This is a genomic window from Erwinia sp. SLM-02, assembly GCF_037450285.1.
GTDB lineage: Bacteria > Pseudomonadota > Gammaproteobacteria > Enterobacterales > Enterobacteriaceae > Erwinia.
Window position 1 is genome coordinate 1,620,126 of the sequence record NZ_JAQISN010000001.1, and the last position, 16,072, is coordinate 1,636,197.

General features: G+C 56.2%; 14 protein-coding genes. 8 read left to right on the forward strand and 6 right to left on the reverse strand.

Features of this window, described 5'->3' with window-relative positions:
• Positions 1-194 precede the first annotated feature (194 nt).
• From PGH32_RS07555 to PGH32_RS07565, 3 genes are all read left to right on the forward strand, one after another.
• Entirely contained in the window at positions 195-941 is a 747-nt protein-coding gene (locus PGH32_RS07555; protein WP_337893662.1) for an IclR family transcriptional regulator, read from the forward strand.
• A 109-nt stretch (positions 942-1,050) separates the two neighbouring features.
• Positions 1,051-1,404, forward strand: coding sequence for a hypothetical protein (locus PGH32_RS07560; protein ID WP_314420349.1), 354 nt, complete (start codon positions 1,051-1,053; stop codon positions 1,402-1,404).
• 273 nt (positions 1,405-1,677) lie between these two features.
• Positions 1,678-3,243: an ATP-binding cassette domain-containing protein gene (locus PGH32_RS07565; RefSeq protein ID WP_337893663.1), complete on the forward strand. Its 1,566-nt coding sequence runs from the start codon at positions 1,678-1,680 to the stop codon at positions 3,241-3,243.
• Here the strand turns inward: PGH32_RS07565 and PGH32_RS07570 are convergent.
• The 3 genes from PGH32_RS07570 to PGH32_RS07580 form a co-directional block, all read right to left on the reverse strand.
• Positions 3,225-4,070 (reverse strand): sugar phosphate isomerase/epimerase family protein, encoded by an 846-nt coding sequence (locus PGH32_RS07570; protein WP_337893664.1) that lies wholly within the window; start codon positions 4,068-4,070, stop codon positions 3,225-3,227. The genes PGH32_RS07565 and PGH32_RS07570 overlap by 19 nt on opposite strands.
• Positions 4,071-4,333: 263 nt before the next feature.
• Positions 4,334-4,951, reverse strand: coding sequence for a nitroreductase family protein (locus PGH32_RS07575; RefSeq protein ID WP_337893665.1), 618 nt, complete (start codon positions 4,949-4,951; stop codon positions 4,334-4,336).
• A 34-nt stretch (positions 4,952-4,985) separates the two neighbouring features.
• Positions 4,986-5,861 carry an EamA family transporter gene (locus PGH32_RS07580; RefSeq protein WP_314420354.1) on the reverse strand — a complete coding sequence of 292 codons (876 nt, stop codon included), beginning with the start codon at positions 5,859-5,861 and terminating at the stop codon, positions 4,986-4,988.
• A gap of 74 nt (positions 5,862-5,935) precedes the next feature.
• Between PGH32_RS07580 and PGH32_RS07585 the strand changes: the two genes are divergently transcribed.
• A complete protein-coding gene (locus PGH32_RS07585; RefSeq protein WP_337893666.1) occupies positions 5,936-6,433 on the forward strand; it encodes a MarR family winged helix-turn-helix transcriptional regulator in 498 nt (165 codons plus the stop codon).
• A 160-nt stretch (positions 6,434-6,593) separates the two neighbouring features.
• On the opposite strand, the gene PGH32_RS07590 is transcribed toward PGH32_RS07585, so the two are convergent.
• On the reverse strand, positions 6,594-6,968 hold the full coding sequence (locus PGH32_RS07590) for a VOC family protein (protein ID WP_337893667.1): 375 nt from the start codon (positions 6,966-6,968) through the stop codon (positions 6,594-6,596).
• 173 nt (positions 6,969-7,141) lie between these two features.
• Positions 7,142-8,035, reverse strand: a complete 894-nt coding sequence (locus PGH32_RS07595; protein ID WP_314420358.1) for a LysR family transcriptional regulator — start codon at positions 8,033-8,035, stop codon at positions 7,142-7,144.
• A gap of 305 nt (positions 8,036-8,340) precedes the next feature.
• Here PGH32_RS07595 and PGH32_RS07600 point away from each other — a divergent pair, with 305 nt between their 5' ends.
• From PGH32_RS07600 to PGH32_RS07615, 4 genes are all read left to right on the forward strand, one after another.
• A complete protein-coding gene (locus tag PGH32_RS07600) occupies positions 8,341-8,685 on the forward strand; it encodes a helix-turn-helix domain-containing protein (RefSeq protein ID WP_314420360.1) in 345 nt (114 codons plus the stop codon).
• Positions 8,686-8,727: 42 nt separating this feature from the next.
• Positions 8,728-9,891: an efflux RND transporter periplasmic adaptor subunit gene (locus PGH32_RS07605; protein WP_337893668.1), complete on the forward strand. Its 1,164-nt coding sequence runs from the start codon at positions 8,728-8,730 to the stop codon at positions 9,889-9,891.
• On the forward strand, positions 9,891-13,022 hold the full coding sequence (locus tag PGH32_RS07610; protein WP_337893669.1) for an efflux RND transporter permease subunit: 3,132 nt from the start codon (positions 9,891-9,893) through the stop codon (positions 13,020-13,022). Before PGH32_RS07605 ends, PGH32_RS07610 begins: the two co-directional genes overlap by 1 nt.
• A gap of 142 nt (positions 13,023-13,164) precedes the next feature.
• Positions 13,165-14,295, forward strand: coding sequence for a multidrug effflux MFS transporter (locus tag PGH32_RS07615; RefSeq protein WP_443112769.1), 1,131 nt, complete (start codon positions 13,165-13,167; stop codon positions 14,293-14,295).
• Positions 14,296-14,707: 412 nt separating this feature from the next.
• Here the strand turns inward: PGH32_RS07615 and potE are convergent, their stop codons facing one another.
• The gene (gene potE / locus PGH32_RS07620) at positions 14,708-16,063 is read right to left on the reverse strand and encodes a putrescine-ornithine antiporter (protein ID WP_337893671.1); all 1,356 of its coding nucleotides are present in this window, start codon (positions 16,061-16,063) and stop codon (positions 14,708-14,710) included.
• Positions 16,064-16,072: the final 9 nt, after the last annotated feature.

Sequence of the window (16,072 nt, forward strand, 5' to 3'; positions counted from 1 at the left end):
TCCACGCCATCCAAATAGTGGATATAACATCCGATATGCGGACATAGTATTCAATTCTTCTTCCAGACAAGTCAACGGGAAAAAGGTAAACCGAATGTCAGCTGGATTCGTTCGAGGGAGCATGACAGCATTTTATCCACCAGGTGGATAACGCGTGGTATCCTGCGGCGTGATGTTTTATACCGGAGATGAAGATGAACAATGATGCAGACAGCAGTGGTTCACAGGTTATTGCCCGGGCAGCCACGATCCTGCGGGCGCTGGAGCGGCAGCCGCAGGGAATGACCATCTCCAGTCTGTCGCGTGAAACGGGGCTGCCCCGCACCACCGTCCATCGTCTGGTCACCTCGCTGGAATCACAGCAGCTGCTGATATCGGGCAGCGCTGGCGTTCGGCTCGGCCCGGCACTGACGCGTCTGGCCGCCTCCGCGCATACCGATGTGATTGCAATTGCGCAATCCCCAATGGAAACGCTGGGACGCCGCACGCGTGAAACGGTGGATTTGTGCGTTTATCGCGGCAGCCACGCCGTCTCCGTCAGTCAGTTCGTTTCTGACCAGGAGCTGCGTGTGGTATCGGCGGTGGGTACGGCATTTCCCAGCCACTGTACCGCGCACGGCAAAGCCATTCTGGCGAGACTTACCGATGAGAAAATTGCCGATCTGCTCGGTGGTCAGCCGGATGTGAGAACGGATGATACCCTGCGGACGCTGCCTTCGCTGCTGGACGATATCAGGCAAACCCGTGCACGCGGCTATGCCGTCGATCGCGAGGAGCACGCGCGCGGCGTCTGCGGGCTGGGCGTTGACCTGAATACCGGGGCCAGTGAACATTACGCCATCTCGGTTGCCGTTCCGGCCCTGCGCTTTGAAGAAAAGTTCGATCATCTGCTCAGTGCGTTAATGCAGTGCAAAGCGGAGATCGAAGCGCTGACGAGCTGACCCTCAGGGATGTTTCATTTACAGTTTTTTCCTAAAGCCACAGGCTACCTCGCGTGACATTATTGACCACGTTGATAACACTAATGACGTTTTTTATGAGGGAATATTTATGAAAAAGACTATTATCGCTCTGTCAGCTATTTTACTGGCCACTTCCGCATTTGCCGCCACACATGCAACCGATGAAACCGTCGCCAACGCTCAGGCCGGTGCCAATACCGCGAAAGAAAAACTGCACGAAGCGCAGAACCAGGGCGCAGAACAGCAGCTGAAGGCTAAGCATGCCGCAGAAGGTAAAAGCGACAGCCTCGGCAGCAAAGTGAGCGAAGGCTCGCAGAAAACCTGGAATAAAACCAAAGAAGGTTCTGAGAAAGGCTGGAATGCGACCAAAGAAGGCGCACAGAAAGGCTGGAACAGCACCAAAGAAGGTGCCAGCGACCTGAAGAAAAAAGCGACCGAGTAATCACTCACCGCCAATAAATCATTTGATGCCGCAGCCCGTCTGCGGCATTTTCACATTTACAGCCCGGTTTACACCCTGCCCGTTTTTTGCCACTATATCGACTTCACCTTTCCCTGAGGATGTCTGCCGACATGATTTAATGCCTGTATTCCATCGCAATATCTCCCGCATCTTATCCGATGTAATTTTTGATATTGGGCAGGCAGCTATCCTCGTCAGTGTTAATTTCCGTTACGGCATTTCAGCCTGCCCTGTTTATTCAGGAGCACAACCATGCCTGTACACTGCCGTTTTACTGAATTATCTGTAACGTTCAACGACTCGCCATTATTTCAAAACATCAGCGGCACACTCACGCAGCAAAATCAGGGGCTGACCGGCATAAACGGCTGCGGCAAATCGGTGCTGATGTCTCTGCTGGCGCTGCGCCGTCGGCCCTCGGCCGGCACGATTGACTGGCTGACGCCGTTTTATTACGTCCGGCAGCTAACGCGTTTAGCCGGCCTGACCGTGGCGGATGCCATGGGGATTGCCGACGTTCGGGCCGCCTTCCTGAGAGTTGAAAACGGCAGCGCCGACGCCGACGATTACGATCTGCTTGCCGATAAATGGGATTATCCTTACCGCTGGCAGTCACTGCTGGACAGTGCCGCGCTGGGCCATGTTTCGCTGGAAAGCCCTTCTGCACGGCTAAGCGGCGGCGAACAAACCCGCCTGGCGCTGTGCCGGGCATTTTTACAACCGGGCTGTTTTTTACTGCTCGACGAACCGGAAAACCATCTCGACAGCGCAGGTCGGCGCTGGCTGATCGAACAACTACAGCGGCATCCAACGGGTTCACTGACGATCAGCCACGACCGGCGGCTGCTGAATGAAATGCAGCGCATCTGTGAGCTCAGCGCTGCCGGGCTGGTGGAGTATGGCGGCAATTACAGCAACTTCGCGCTGCAAAAAGAGCGCCAGCTCAATGCATTACGCAGTGAGGAAAAACAGCTGCAGTCCGGCCTGCGCAAAGAAAAGGATGAGCTCCAGCGCGCGCTGGAGAAAAAAGCCCAGCGCCGTCGTCAGGGCGATCGCATCCGCTCCTCGGGTTCACAGTCTTTACTGCTGCTGGATATGAAGAAAAACAAAGCGGAAAAGCAGCAGTCAAAACTCACCCAGCGCCACGAACGCGTAATGGACCGGCTGGAACAGCAGCGGCGTTCGGTGAACGATCGCATTGAGCGAGTGACGCCGCAAATGCTGGCATTTCCCTATCGCGATGAACAAAAGCGCGTTCGTGTTAACTGCCAGCGCCTGGTCCTGCCTTTTGGCTCGGCTCAACCGATTTCTCTAACCGTTTCGGGCGGCGAGCACTGGCATATCGCCGGACGTAACGGCAGTGGAAAATCGACTCTGCTTAAGGTGCTGGCCGGCCAGCTATCGGCGGCGTCGGGAAGTTACTCGCTGCATGGTCACTGGCGCTATCTGGACCAGCATCTGAACCTGCTTAATACTGCACTGCCGGTGGTTGATGCCTTATGTGAATTTGAGCCGCTAATCACCGCTGAAAGCTGGCGGACCCGTCTGGGTGCCCTGCGCATCAGGGGGGATAAAAGCCAGATCCCGCTCGGGCAGTTGAGCGGCGGTGAGCAGTTAAAAGTGATGCTGCTGGCGTTAACCTGTTCGTCCCCGCTGCCGGATATCCTGCTGCTTGATGAGCCGGACAATCATCTGGACCTTGATTCCCGGCAGTTGCTGGAGGGCGTATTGAAATCCTATCGGGGTGCACTGCTGTTGGTCAGCCATGACGAGGCGTTTGTGGAACACTGTGGTGTGACTCAGCGCGTGCAGTTATGACAGACCGTGATGTAGCGGCTCATATTATCAATGACGTCTTTCGCCAGCACGGCATGATCCATTTCCCAACGTGCCGGGCTGAACAGCTCGGCCGACCACACGCCGTCAAATCCGGTGGCCAGCACGGCATCGGTCCAGGCCTGAATATCGATATCACCCTCGCCCGGCATGTAAGCTCGCAGCACCGTTTCTTCCCACGCTTCGCCCGCTTGCGGTTTGCGCCCGTCGCAGAAGTGAACGCCAAAAATCAGCGCCGGGTCGAGCTGCCTGATATCCTCTGGCGTGGTAGCGCCTGTCGCAAACAGATGCCAGAAGTCGATGACCAGGCCGATATTGGGTTGACTGACACGACGGATCACTTCAAGTGCCTGATTCAGCGTATTGAACTTCGTGTGGGCGATCACTTCTATCTGATAACGCACGCCGTACTGCTGACCAATGCTGGCGATTTCGGCGATATTCTCCGTCATAATGTCCAGAATCTGTGCCTGCGGCAGGTGATCGATAGCGTGCTGGGCCAGTATCTGAATGGTCGGACATTCCAGATCGGCGGCGATCCGGGTCAGCTGCGTGGCTTCCGCCAGCAGCGTACGTCGTTCTTCTCTCTGATGTCGTTCAATATCAATCAGGGCATTGAGACAGGCGGTCTGCAGGCCGTAACCGTGAACGTGTTTTTTCAGTGCTGCGGTGGTTCCGCCGTTTTCCAAATAACGCAGCAGTTTATAGTGCAAAAACTCCAGCCCGTCATAGCCGGTTTCGGCGGCAATACGCGTTTCGGTGATCACATTGCAGTAATGTGTAGAAATACCGTGCAGGGCTTTGATCATGATCCCTCTCCATGTGAATGACACTGGCGATGACTTTGCATTGCTGTCTCCCCGATTATCAATATTTTGCTATTTTTGCATGACTAAACCGGGGGTGTATTCATCATTCTTGCTTTTAATTTTTATTTATCCCACTGATTTTTAAGCATTCTTATTTTAAGCAGCGGTGGGAATTCGCTATTCTTGTTAATCATCCGGCTGTTCTCATGTTAACCGATGCTGGCACCGAATATATCCGTCGCCGGCATCGGTAATCTGCCCTGTTAAACCAGGGTTAACACTTCCGCCACCGATTTACGCGGCTTCTGTGGCCAGTTGTTTTCCTGAGGATATCCGACGACAACCACCATCAGCGGCAGTTCTGTCGGCAGCAGCGCGAAGTCTTTTGCCACCTGTCCGGCATCAAAACCGATCATTGGGCACGATCCCAGCCCCATTCCCTCGGCGGCCAGCATCAATGTCATTGCCGCCAGCGAAGCAGAACGCACGGCCTCATCACGCTGCAGCACGGCGTCATTTTCATGGGATGCTGAGGCCTGTTTTACCCAGCCGTCCACCGTGCGCTGCTCCATGATCTGCGCATCAACGCTGGGCTGCAGCGCCGCCGCCAGCTGCTGATGTGCCGACAGCGTGCCGCAGATAATAAAGGCCACCGAAGCGTCGACAATCTTCTGCTGTCCCCAGGCGGAGTCTTTCAACTTATTTTTTCCCTCAGCCGATCGAACGGCAATAAACCGCCAGTTCTGCATGTTGAATGCCGTTGGCGCTTTGGTTGCCAGCTCAACCAGGCCGGTAATCGTTTCGTCATCAAGAGGCCGGTCAGCCTGAAAACGGTTGATAGAAACACGGGACTCGATAGCGTTTTGTACGGAAGAATTCATGTTATGACCTTATAAAATAGGTTGTTAAAGAACGTTATTTGCTACGGCGAACCGTTGTCCACTGTACGGCGAAGACGCTGGCGAGCACGACAAGCAGCCCGATAAAAGCGGTACCGGTCATTGACTGGGAAAGCACAATCCAGCCCAGCGCCACGGCGGCCAGCGGGCTGAGCAGGCCGAGCGACGCAACGGCCACGCCGGGAAGCCGGGTGATGCCGCGAAACCACAGGCCATAGGCCAACAGCGCACCGGCAAGGCTGAGATACGCATAGGCAAACCACTGCGGCGGGGTCAGCGCTGGCAGAGGCGCATCGGCCAGCCACGCGATGGGGGCCAGCATCAACCCACCGATTACCAGCTGCCAGCCGGTCAGCGACAGCACCGGCAAATCGAGCTGCCAGCGGCGGGTCAGCCAGACGCCGGTTGCCATACAGGCCGCACCCAGCAGGGCCGCAATCACGCCCGTCGGTTCAAAAACGGTTTGCGGTGACAGCAGCAATACCGCCATCCCGATCACTCCGGCCACCGCCGACCAAAGCGTAATCTGTGCGGGCGCCCGCCGGTCAACCGCCCATGCCAGCACCATGACCAGCAGCGGCTGAATGGCACCCAGCACGGCGGCCAGTCCGCCCGGCAGGCGATAGGCCGCAACGAATAACAGCGCCTGAAAAACCCCGATATTCAGCGCACTCAGCACCACTAAACGCCACCAGTCGCGCCGCAGCGGAATGCGTCGGGTAAACAGCAGCAGCAGTAAACCCGCCGGCAGAACGCGGATTAGCGCGGCGGTGAACGGCCTGTCCGGCGGCAGAACTTCCGTCGTAACGATGTAGGTAGAACCCCAGATTGCGGGGGCCAGCGCCGTGAGGATCACGTCACGCCAGTAATGCAGTGAGGATGTAATGTTCATGACTTTACCTTCAATTCAAGATATCATCAGTCTGTCGATCGATTATCTTGAAGTCAAGACAAATGAGTATACCAATGAAAAATCGTGAACATGATGCCGTGGATGGCATTCTGCAACAGTGGCAGCGCGAGCGCCCCGACCTGGACGCCAGCCCGATGGGGCCAATCGGGCGCATTAAACGCTGTGCCGCCCTGCTTCAGCACAAGCTGGAAGCAACCTTTGCCAGATTCGATCTGAGCATGTGGGAGTTCGATATGCTGGCCGCCCTGCGCCGTTCGGGTGCGCCTAGCCTCAGCCCGACCGAGCTGTTTTCAACGCTGATGGTCACATCGGGGACCATGACCCACCGGCTCAAGCGGCTGGAAACGCGAGGATTTATCGAGCGTGTGCCCAACGCCGAGGATGCGCGCAGCATGATGGTAAAACTGACGGAAGGCGGTCGGGAGCTGATCGATCGGGCGGTGGAAGAGCACATCGAGAACGAGCGACAGATCCTGTCGGCGCTGTCAGCCGAGACGCTGGGCGCGCTGGATAATTCGCTTTCAGCGTTTTTACGTACGCTGGAGAAATAATTTTATCGTCTTATTGGATAACGGCTCACAACTTTAACAGCATGGAGAAGAACTGATGACCATCGCACAACAGTTGGAACAGGTTGGCATCATTCGCTCATTAATATCGCTTCGCAAATTATCAGGCCCGCCGCTAATCGACGGGCCTGTATGGGTGACGCTAAACCTGCAGCCGCTGACCGACATCAATGCGGTTACCGTGGAGATCGGCGAAGACAAAAGCACGTAATCCGTACTCTTTATCCTGCACGCCTTTGATTATTTTTGCGCCGTGCTGTTTGCAAAGCGCAAACATTGCGTTGGCGTCGTCGACCAGCAGATGGGCTATCGGAAACGGGGCGGCTTTATGCCCGGGCTGAAGCGATAAATGCAGTTCACTTTCGTCGCGTTTCAGGATGATAAAACCGACGGGATCGCCATTTTGAAAGGTTTTGGTGAATCCTAATCCATCAATATAAAAACGCTGGGCAATTTCCATATCCTGCACCGGCAAAATGGCAGCGATACGGCCAAAACTTATCGCAGTGAGTGTCATATACACCCTCAATATTTTCAGAGCGATCGCAATATCAGACGGTGCTGTTGCCGGAAGGCTTCGATCGGATGGCTGGACGTTGCCAGAACAGCAATCAGCTTATCCGGCAAGGTCTATTCGTTCAATTACTTTTCACCCGTTTTCACGGCAAATCTCACTGAAAATAGTCTGTTTTACCCCTGGTAGCGAACCGCATCGATCAGCTTTGAAAATGCCGCAGTGTGCTGTTTTCGGCTGGGATAATAAAGATAGTAACCGGTGAAAGGCTCGCACCAGTCCTGCAGGACGCTTTGCAGTTTGCCTTCTTCGATATAGGTTCTGACCGAATCTTCAGGAACGCAGGAAACCCCCATTCCTGACAGCGCCGCATCGATGCGCGCGGACAGCGTATTAAACACTAACTGCCCTTCTACCTTCACCCGAATGGCTTTACCTTCCTTGCTGAACTCCCAGTGGTATAGCCCGCCGAACGTAGGCAGCCGCATGTTAATACAGCGATAATTTTGCAGCTCGTAGGGGGTTTGCGGCACGCCGTGCTGGGCAAAATAGTCCGGCGTGGCGACAATTGCCATTCTCCAGTCCGGGCCAATTCGCACCGCCACCATATCTTTTTCAACCGATTCACCCAGACGGACACCGGCGTCAAAGCGCCCGCTAACAATGTCGGTCAGCGCGTTATCAATCGATAACTCGACGTTGACGTCGGGATAGCGTTGTACAAAAGGCTTTAGCAGCGGCCACAGCGTGCTGGAAAGTGCGTGTTCACCGGCGGTGATACGGATATTTCCCGAGGGATTTTCCTGATTATCCGCCAGATCCTGCAGCGCCTTTTCAATTTCAGTAATCATCGGTGCCACGCTTTCGATCAGCCGTTCACCGGCCTCCGTGGACGCCACGCTACGCGTGGTTCGGGTTAACAGGCGGGTATTCAGGCGCTCTTCCAGTCCGCGGATGGAATGGCTCAGCGCGGACTGCGATACGCCCAGCTTCGCCGCCGCGCGGGTGAAACTGCGTTCGCGTGCCACCATCACCAGATAGATGAGGTCGTTGAAATTTTCTTTGAGCATGGGACGCCTTTGGCAAGTGAGTTTGACACGCGCATACCACTATACACAAAATGAAATACATGTGTGTTTTTCACCAATCTTTAGGAATAAATTCACTTATTGTGAGAAGGGTCGAATTTAGAGAGGGCTGTTTTTGCGAGTCACCCCGCAAACGCTGCGAGATCCAATTTTAATAAATGAGTAGAACTCATAACGCCTATCGATTTTACCCCGCTAATCAAGCGTAATCCACGATGGTAATCTTCTCCCGCATCAGGCCGTTCTGGTCATCTTTTTAACCCTGAAATTATGGCGAAGGTGAAAGAATGGATCGTCAGGAACTCATCATCCATGAGCTGATTAGCTGGATTGACGGCAACATTCGTCAGCCGCTGAAAATTGAAGATGTCGCGCAGCGCGCCGGGTATTCGAAGTGGCACCTGCAGCGTATGTTTCAGCGCATTATGCGCATCAGCCTGGGCAATTACATTCGTGATAAAAAGCTGGCGTTAGCCGCTCAGGATTTAATCGCCGGTGGCGAAAGCGTGATTGATATTTCCACCAAATATGGCTACGACTCTCAACAGTCGTTTAGCCGTTCCTTCAGCAGAAAATATCATGTGCCTCCGGCTACATGGCGTCGTTTAAATTCTCAACAACCCCATTTTTGAGGTTATTCCTCTCTTAATACCGGCTTCCGGGAGAAAATAATAATGCCCAACAAGGTGGCAATTAAGCCTCTGGCTTTGCTATGCGCGCTGTTCGCTTTAAATCTGTCCGGCTGTGATGATTCATCCGTTAACGCCTCCCAGACAAAAGAGGCCCCTGAAGTCCTGGTGGCCACGCTGGCCACGCGGTCGCTTCCGGTGACGTCGGAGCTGCCGGGGCGCATTCTGGCGTATCGCATTGCGGAAGTGCGTCCGCAGGTTTCCGGCATCATTTTGCGGCGTCTTTTTACCGAAGGGAGTGACGTTGTCACAGGTCAGCCGCTTTATCAGATTGATGCCGCTCCCCTGCGCGCCGAATTTGACAGTGCGGTCGCCGCGCTGGCACAGGCCAGGGCCAACGCACAGCTGGCGCAGGTTACCCTGGCACGCTATCGCTCGCTGATCGGTGCGCAGTACGTCAGCCGCCAGGACTTCGACCAGGCGGAGGCAACGGCGGCCCAGACGCGTGCTGCGGTTGATACCGCCAGGGCGGCTCAGGAAACCGCGCGGATCAATCTGGCACGTACCACGGTCACCTCACCACTTGATGGCAGAATCGGGCGTTCTTTCGTCACGGAAGGCGCGCTGGTGCAGGACAGGCAGAGCGATGCGCTGGCCACGGTGCAGCAGATCGACCCGTTGTATCTGGACGTGACGCAGTCGAGTCAGGAATTTCTGCGCCTGCAGCAGGAACTGGCCTCCGGCAGGCTACAGCGTCATCCCGGTAACGTACCTGTCAGCGTGATCCTCAGCGATGGCTCACGGTATCCACACCCCGGAACGTTGGCATTTTCGGACGTGACCGTTGACCAGACCACCGGCGCGATTACCCTGCGCGCGATTGTGCCTAATCCCGATCGTCAGCTGCTGCCGGGCATGTTTGTGCGGGCGCGTATCGAGATGGGCAGCGATCCTCAGGGACTGACCGTTCCGCAGCCGGCGGTCAGCCGCACTCCGCGCGGCGAAGCAACCGCACTGGTGGTGAACCAGGATAATCGCGTTGAAGTCCGTCATATCAGCGTATCAACAGCTTCGGCCGATGGTTGGGTAGTCACCGGTGGCCTTAAACCAGGCGAGCGAGTGATTGTTTCCGGGCTACAGCGCGCTCAACCGGGAATGCAGGTCAATCCGGTTGATAGTGCCGCCACGCCAGCAGAGGGGGCAAACTGATGTCCAGATTCTTTATCGATCGCCCCGTTTTTGCCTGGGTTCTGGCGATTATCGTCATGCTCGCCGGGGGCATCTCCCTGCTTAAGATGCCGGTAGAACAGTACCCCGACGTTGCGCCCACCGCCGTGCAAATCCGTGCCACCTACCCCGGTGCCGATGCCACCACCCTGCAAAACAGCGTGACGCAGGTGATTGAGCAGAATATGAGTGGACTGGACGGGCTGATGTATATGTCCTCGACCAGCGACTCTTCCGGTACGCTGCAGCTGACGCTGTCGTTTGAAAACGGCACCGATGCGGATATTGCCCAGGTGCAGGTGCAGAACAAACTCCAGCTGGCCACGCCGCTGCTGCCGCAGGAGGTACAGCAACAGGGTATTACGGTGCGTAAATCTTCCAGCGTGTTCTTCCTGGTGCCCGGCTTCGTTGATGACACTGGCCGGATGAGCATGGAAGATATCGCCGATTACGTGGCGACTAACCTGAAAGATCCCATCAGCCGCATTAACGGCGTGGGCGACACCACGCTGTTCGGCTCCCAGTACGCCATGCGCATCTGGCTGGATCCCAATAAGCTCAACAACTATCAGCTGACGCCGGTGGATGTCATCTCCAGGATCCGGGCGCAAAACGCCCAGATTGCCGCCGGCCAGCTGGGCGGCGCACCGCCGGTAAAAGGCCAGCAGCTTAACGCCTCAATTATTGCCCAGACGCGGCTGACCTCACCGGAGGCGTTCGGCAATATTCTGATGAAGGTTAACGCCGACGGTTCTCAGGTCAGGCTGCACGACGTGGCGCGTATTGAGCGCGGCGGCGAAAACTACAACTTTGTGGTGAAGATCAACGGGAAACCCGCCTCGGCGCTCGGTATTCAGCTGGCGACCGGCGCGAATGCGCTGGACACGGCGAACGCCATCCGCGCGCGGAACAACACCCTGAAGCCCTTCTTCCCTCAGGGGCTGAAGGTGGTGTATCCGTACGACACCACGCCGTTCATCAGCATTTCGATCAATGAAGTGGTGAAAACCCTGATTGAAGCCATCGTGCTGGTGTTCCTGGTGATGTACCTGTTTTTGCAAAGCTTCCGCGCCACGCTGATCCCCACGATTGCGGTGCCGGTTGTACTGTCGGGGACGTTTGCCATTCTCAGCGCGTTTGGCTATTCGATTAACACGCTGACGATGTTCGGTATGGTGCTGGCGATTGGTCTGCTGGTCGATGACGCCATTGTGGTGGTGGAAAACGTCGAGCGGGTGATGGCGGAAGAAGGCCTGAAGCCGAAGGCCGCCACGCGAAAATCCATGGGGCAGATCCAGGGGGCGCTGGTGGGCATTGCGCTGGTGCTCTCCGCGGTGTTTGTGCCGATGGCGTTCTTTGGCGGCAGCACCGGCGTTATCTACCGCCAGTTCTCAATCACTATTGTGTCGGCCATGGTGCTCTCGGTCCTGGTGGCGTTGATCCTCACTCCGGCCCTGTGCGTCACCCTGCTCAAACCGATGAAGCCAGGCGAACACGGGCAGAAACGCGGCCTGTTTGGCTGGTTTAACCGAAAATTTGAGCAAAGCACACAGCACTACAGTAGCTCGGTGGCCCGCATGCTGCATCGCAGCGGCCGCTATCTGCTGATCTACGGCGTGCTGGTAGCGGGGATGGCGCTGTTGTTTATACGTTTACCGACCTCCTTTCTGCCTTCGGAGGATCAGGGCGTGCTGGCAACGCAGGCGATCCTGCCCGCCGGAGCAACCCAGGAACGTACGCAGGCGGTGCTGGATCGCGTCAGTGATTACTACCTCAGCGAGGAAAAGGGTAACGTTGAAAACGTGCTGACGGTGAACGGCTTCGGCTTTGCCGGTCGCGGGCAGAACGTCGGCATCGCCTTTATCGGCCTGAAGGACTGGTCCGAACGCGCGGGCGATGACAATAAGGTCGATGGCATTGTCAGCCGTGCCGCCGTAGCCTTCAGTCGGATTATGGACGGCAGCGTGGTGGCGTTTAATCTGCCGCCGATTATCGCACTGGGCAACGCCACCGGTTTTGACTTCGAGCTGATCGACCAGGCCGGGCTTGGGCATGAAAAGCTGCTGCAGGCGCGAAATGCCCTGCTCGATCTGGCGCGCCAGCACCCGGATACGCTGACGGCGGTGCGTGCCAACGGCATGGAAGACAGCCCGCAGTTCAAACTGAATATTGATGAAGAAAAAGCCACCGCGCTCGGGGTCGATCTGACGGATATCAACAGCACCTTGAGCACCGCGTGGGGCGGCAACTACGTCAATGACTTCATTGACAGCGGCAGGGTCAAAAAAGTCTATGTGATGGCCGATGCCCGCTGGCGCATGCTGCCGCAGGATCTTGATAACTGGTACGTGCGCGCGGCCAACGGCAAGATGGTTCCTTTTGCCAGCTTCTCTACGGCGGAATGGATTTACGGCTCGCCGCGCCTGGAGCGCTACAACGGTCTGTCGGCGGTGGAGATCCTCGGTCAACCCGCAGCGGGGAAAAGCTCCGGTGAAGCGATGGCGCTGATGGAGCAGCTGGCGCAACAGCTGCCAGAAGGTATTGGCTTCGACTGGACCGGGATGTCTTATCAGGAGCGGATGACCGGGGAACAGGCTCCTGCACTCTACGCCCTTTCACTGATCGTGGTGTTCCTGTGCCTGGCGGCGCTGTATGAAAGCTGGTCGGTACCGTTCTCTGTGATGCTGGTGGTGCCGCTTGGCGTGTTCGGTGCGCTGGTCGCTACCCTGCTGCGCGGTCTAAATAACGACGTTTATTTCGTGGTGGGTTTGTTAACCACTATCGGCCTGTCGGCGAAAAACGCCATTTTAATCGTCGAATTCGCGAAAGAGCTGATCGAAAAAGAGGGCAAAGGCGTTATCGAGGCCACGCTGGAGGCGGCACGTATGCGGCTAAGGCCAATCCTGATGACCTCACTGGCCTTTATCCTCGGCGTACTGCCGCTGGCCATCAGCACCGGAGCAGGAAGCGGCGCGCAGAACGCGGTGGGCACGGGCGTTATTGGCGGTATGGTCGCTGCAACCCTGCTGGCGGTGTACTTCGTTCCGCTGTTCTTTGTCGTGGTGCATAACCGTTTCGGAGGCAAAGCGCACAGCGAAGACGACGACGCCTGATTAACCTGACTGACCGGCATCCACCGGGGATTTACCCGATCGCTGCCGGTCACTTTTTTTACGACTCAACGAGACATTAACTTTGAATAATTCCGCCAGTGCCAAAACCGGCATTGCCTTTATTGCCATCCTCAGCGCGCTGATGGCGTTTACCTCGCTGTCGACGGATATTTACCTGCCCGCAATGCCGGTGATGTCACGCTCGCTACACGGCGATGCCGCACTGACCGTGACCGGTTTTCTGATCGGTTTTACCGTTGCTCAACTGGTCTGGGGGCCGATCAGCGATCGCTACGGCCGCAGGCTGCCGCTGTTTATCGGCATGATCCTGTTTACCGTCGGCTCGGCGGGCTGCGCCCTGTCCACCGAAATGCATCAAATCGTCTTCTGGCGTATATTCCAGGCGGCCGGTGCCTGCACCGGGCCGATGATTGCACGCGCAATGATCCGCGATCTGTTTAGTCGCACCCGCGCGGCGCAGATGCTCTCTACGCTAATCATTGTGATGGCCATCGCGCCGATTGCCGGTCCGCTGCTCGGCGGGCAGATTATCCGCTTTTCACAGTGGCCGGTCATATTCTGGTTTCTTTGTGCCGTGGGCGTGCTGATGTTTATCGCCCTGTTCTGGCTGCCGGAAACACTGCCCGCGGAGAGACGCCATGGTGATTCGTTCGGCAGCGCATTTTCCGGCTATCTGAACCTGATGAAGAACCGCAGCTTTATGCGCTTTACCCTTTGCGTCACCTTTTACTACGTCGCGGTGTATGCCTTTATCGTCGGTTCACCTTCGGTATATATCAGCTGGTTCGGCGTGGATCCGCAGCACTACGGCTGGCTGTTTGCGGTCAATATTGTCGGCGTGGTGGGCATGAGCTTCATCAATAAGCGGCTCGTTCAGCGGTTTCCTCTGGATCGCATGTTGAAAACCGCCGCGACAGTCGCTTCGCTGATGGCGGTACTGATGTGCCTGACGCTGGAAATCTTTCCCGGTGGGATGATGGCGATGGCCGCCTGTATTTTTGTCTTCTTCTCGATGAACGGCATTATTGCCGCCTCGGCCACTGCGGCAGCGCTGGATGCGGTCCCCGGTAATGCCGGTTCGGCTTCGGCACTGATCGGCGCGCTGCAGTACGGCAGCGGCATTATTTCTTCGCTGATGCTGGCCTGGCTGAATGACGGCACGCCGTGGGCAATGGCGGGCATTATGACGGCATTTACCCTGCTGAGCGGTCTGATGGTGGCAGGAAGAAAGCCCCCTCACGCCGTGGCCTGATATTGTTTAGCTTTAAAATCGGTAAGCACCGATCGTCACGTTGCTGACAAAAATGTCAGCAAAAAGTCAGCCGGTGGACGGGTGCACTACTTATAATAGCGGCGGTAAACCGAGCGAGAACTGAGAAACACGCGATCGTGGAAATTAACTTAATGGGTTACTGATAAATAATCGCCGACCCGTTCAGCAGATTATTCCCTCCGGCAGCGATGACTTTATAGTCCTCTTACCCCCTGCCGGAATGATGGCAACGCTGATGCTGCATGGCTCCTTTTTAATAAAAAGTAATTTGTATGTTGTAACTAATTATATTGCTGTCGGAAAACCTTGCAGCGCGGTGCGGTTCTGTCCATGAAAAAGCGGTTAAGTGACCGCGACGGGCGGCATTACCGCCCCGCCGCGTCATTAATGATTATTTATCCTGTTGTTCCCTGTACTGCCGATCTTCAATGCGATTACGCTCCAGCTCAAACTTCGGCGCAATGAAACCGTACAGGTTCCAGCCGAGGAAGGTAGCCAGCGCGCCCCAGGTCAGGGCTTCGAAGCCCGCGCTGTACAGCGCGTAATAGGTATAGAGCGTGGCGATTATCATAATGGTATTGGTCACCCGCATCTCGCTTTTGCTGACGTTCGCCAGGTGCTGCATGGTGACCAGCGCCGCCATCGACAGCAGATACGGAATAAGGTTGGTGATCACCGCCAGGTTCACCAGAATATCAAACTGTTTGCTCAGCGACGGGCTGATGGTCATAAAGGTCACAATAGTCTGCCCTGCCACCAGAATCAGCATGCCTTTTACCGGCGCCCCCATCCTGTTGACGTGGGTGAATACCCGGTGATAGAAACCGGCTTCGGCCCCGGACTTACAGACCTGGGCGAACGTGAACTGCCAGCCCAGCAGCGAACCGATACAGGCCAGACACATCAGCGCCATAATGATTTTTCCCACCAGCGGCGTAAACATATGGCTGAACGCCACGCCAAACGGCGCGGTGGAGTTGACCAGATCCAGATTAGGGACAATCCCGGCGATGACGTTGGTGGAAACAATGTAAATCACCGCCGCCCCCAGCGTGCCGCCCAGCACCGCAATCGGCACGTTGCGTTCGGGATTTTCAACCGCGTCGCTGTTGGCACAGGCGGACTCCAGCCCAAGAAACGCCCACAGCGTAATCGAAATTGAGGCGCTGATGGCCGAGAACAGCGGCTTGTGATGCGGGTTCCATGCCTGCATATACTGCTCGGGGCTGAACCAGAACCAGCCGATAACGCACAGCCCGACAACCGGAATAATCACCCCCCAGATGGTGAGCGAGCCCAGTTTCCCGGTCACGCCCGACCCGCCAAAGTTGGCCAGCGTGGTGACCCAGAGCACGGCCACGGTAGCCAGACAAACCCCCACCGGCGTCAACAGCACATCGAACAGCTCCACCCCGTAGCCAACCGCCGTAATGCCGATCGTCACGTTGGTCACCAGGCAGGAAATTACATAGGTGTAGTTAGAGATAAAATTCCCGCCGGTGCCCAGCGGATACTGCGCGTAGCCAAACATCCCGCCGGGTTTACGGCTGAATCGCCCGCATTTTGCAAAAGAATAAGCCAGCGCCAGCGAGCCCAGCGCGGTCACCAGCCAGGATAAAATTGAGATGGTGCCGACTTCCGCCAGCTTGGTCGGCAGCAGGATAATCCCCGACCCCATCATGTTGATGATGGTCAGGATTATCAGCTGCACGACGCCCATTTTTTTCGTCGGTTTTGAATCAGACATAATTTCTCA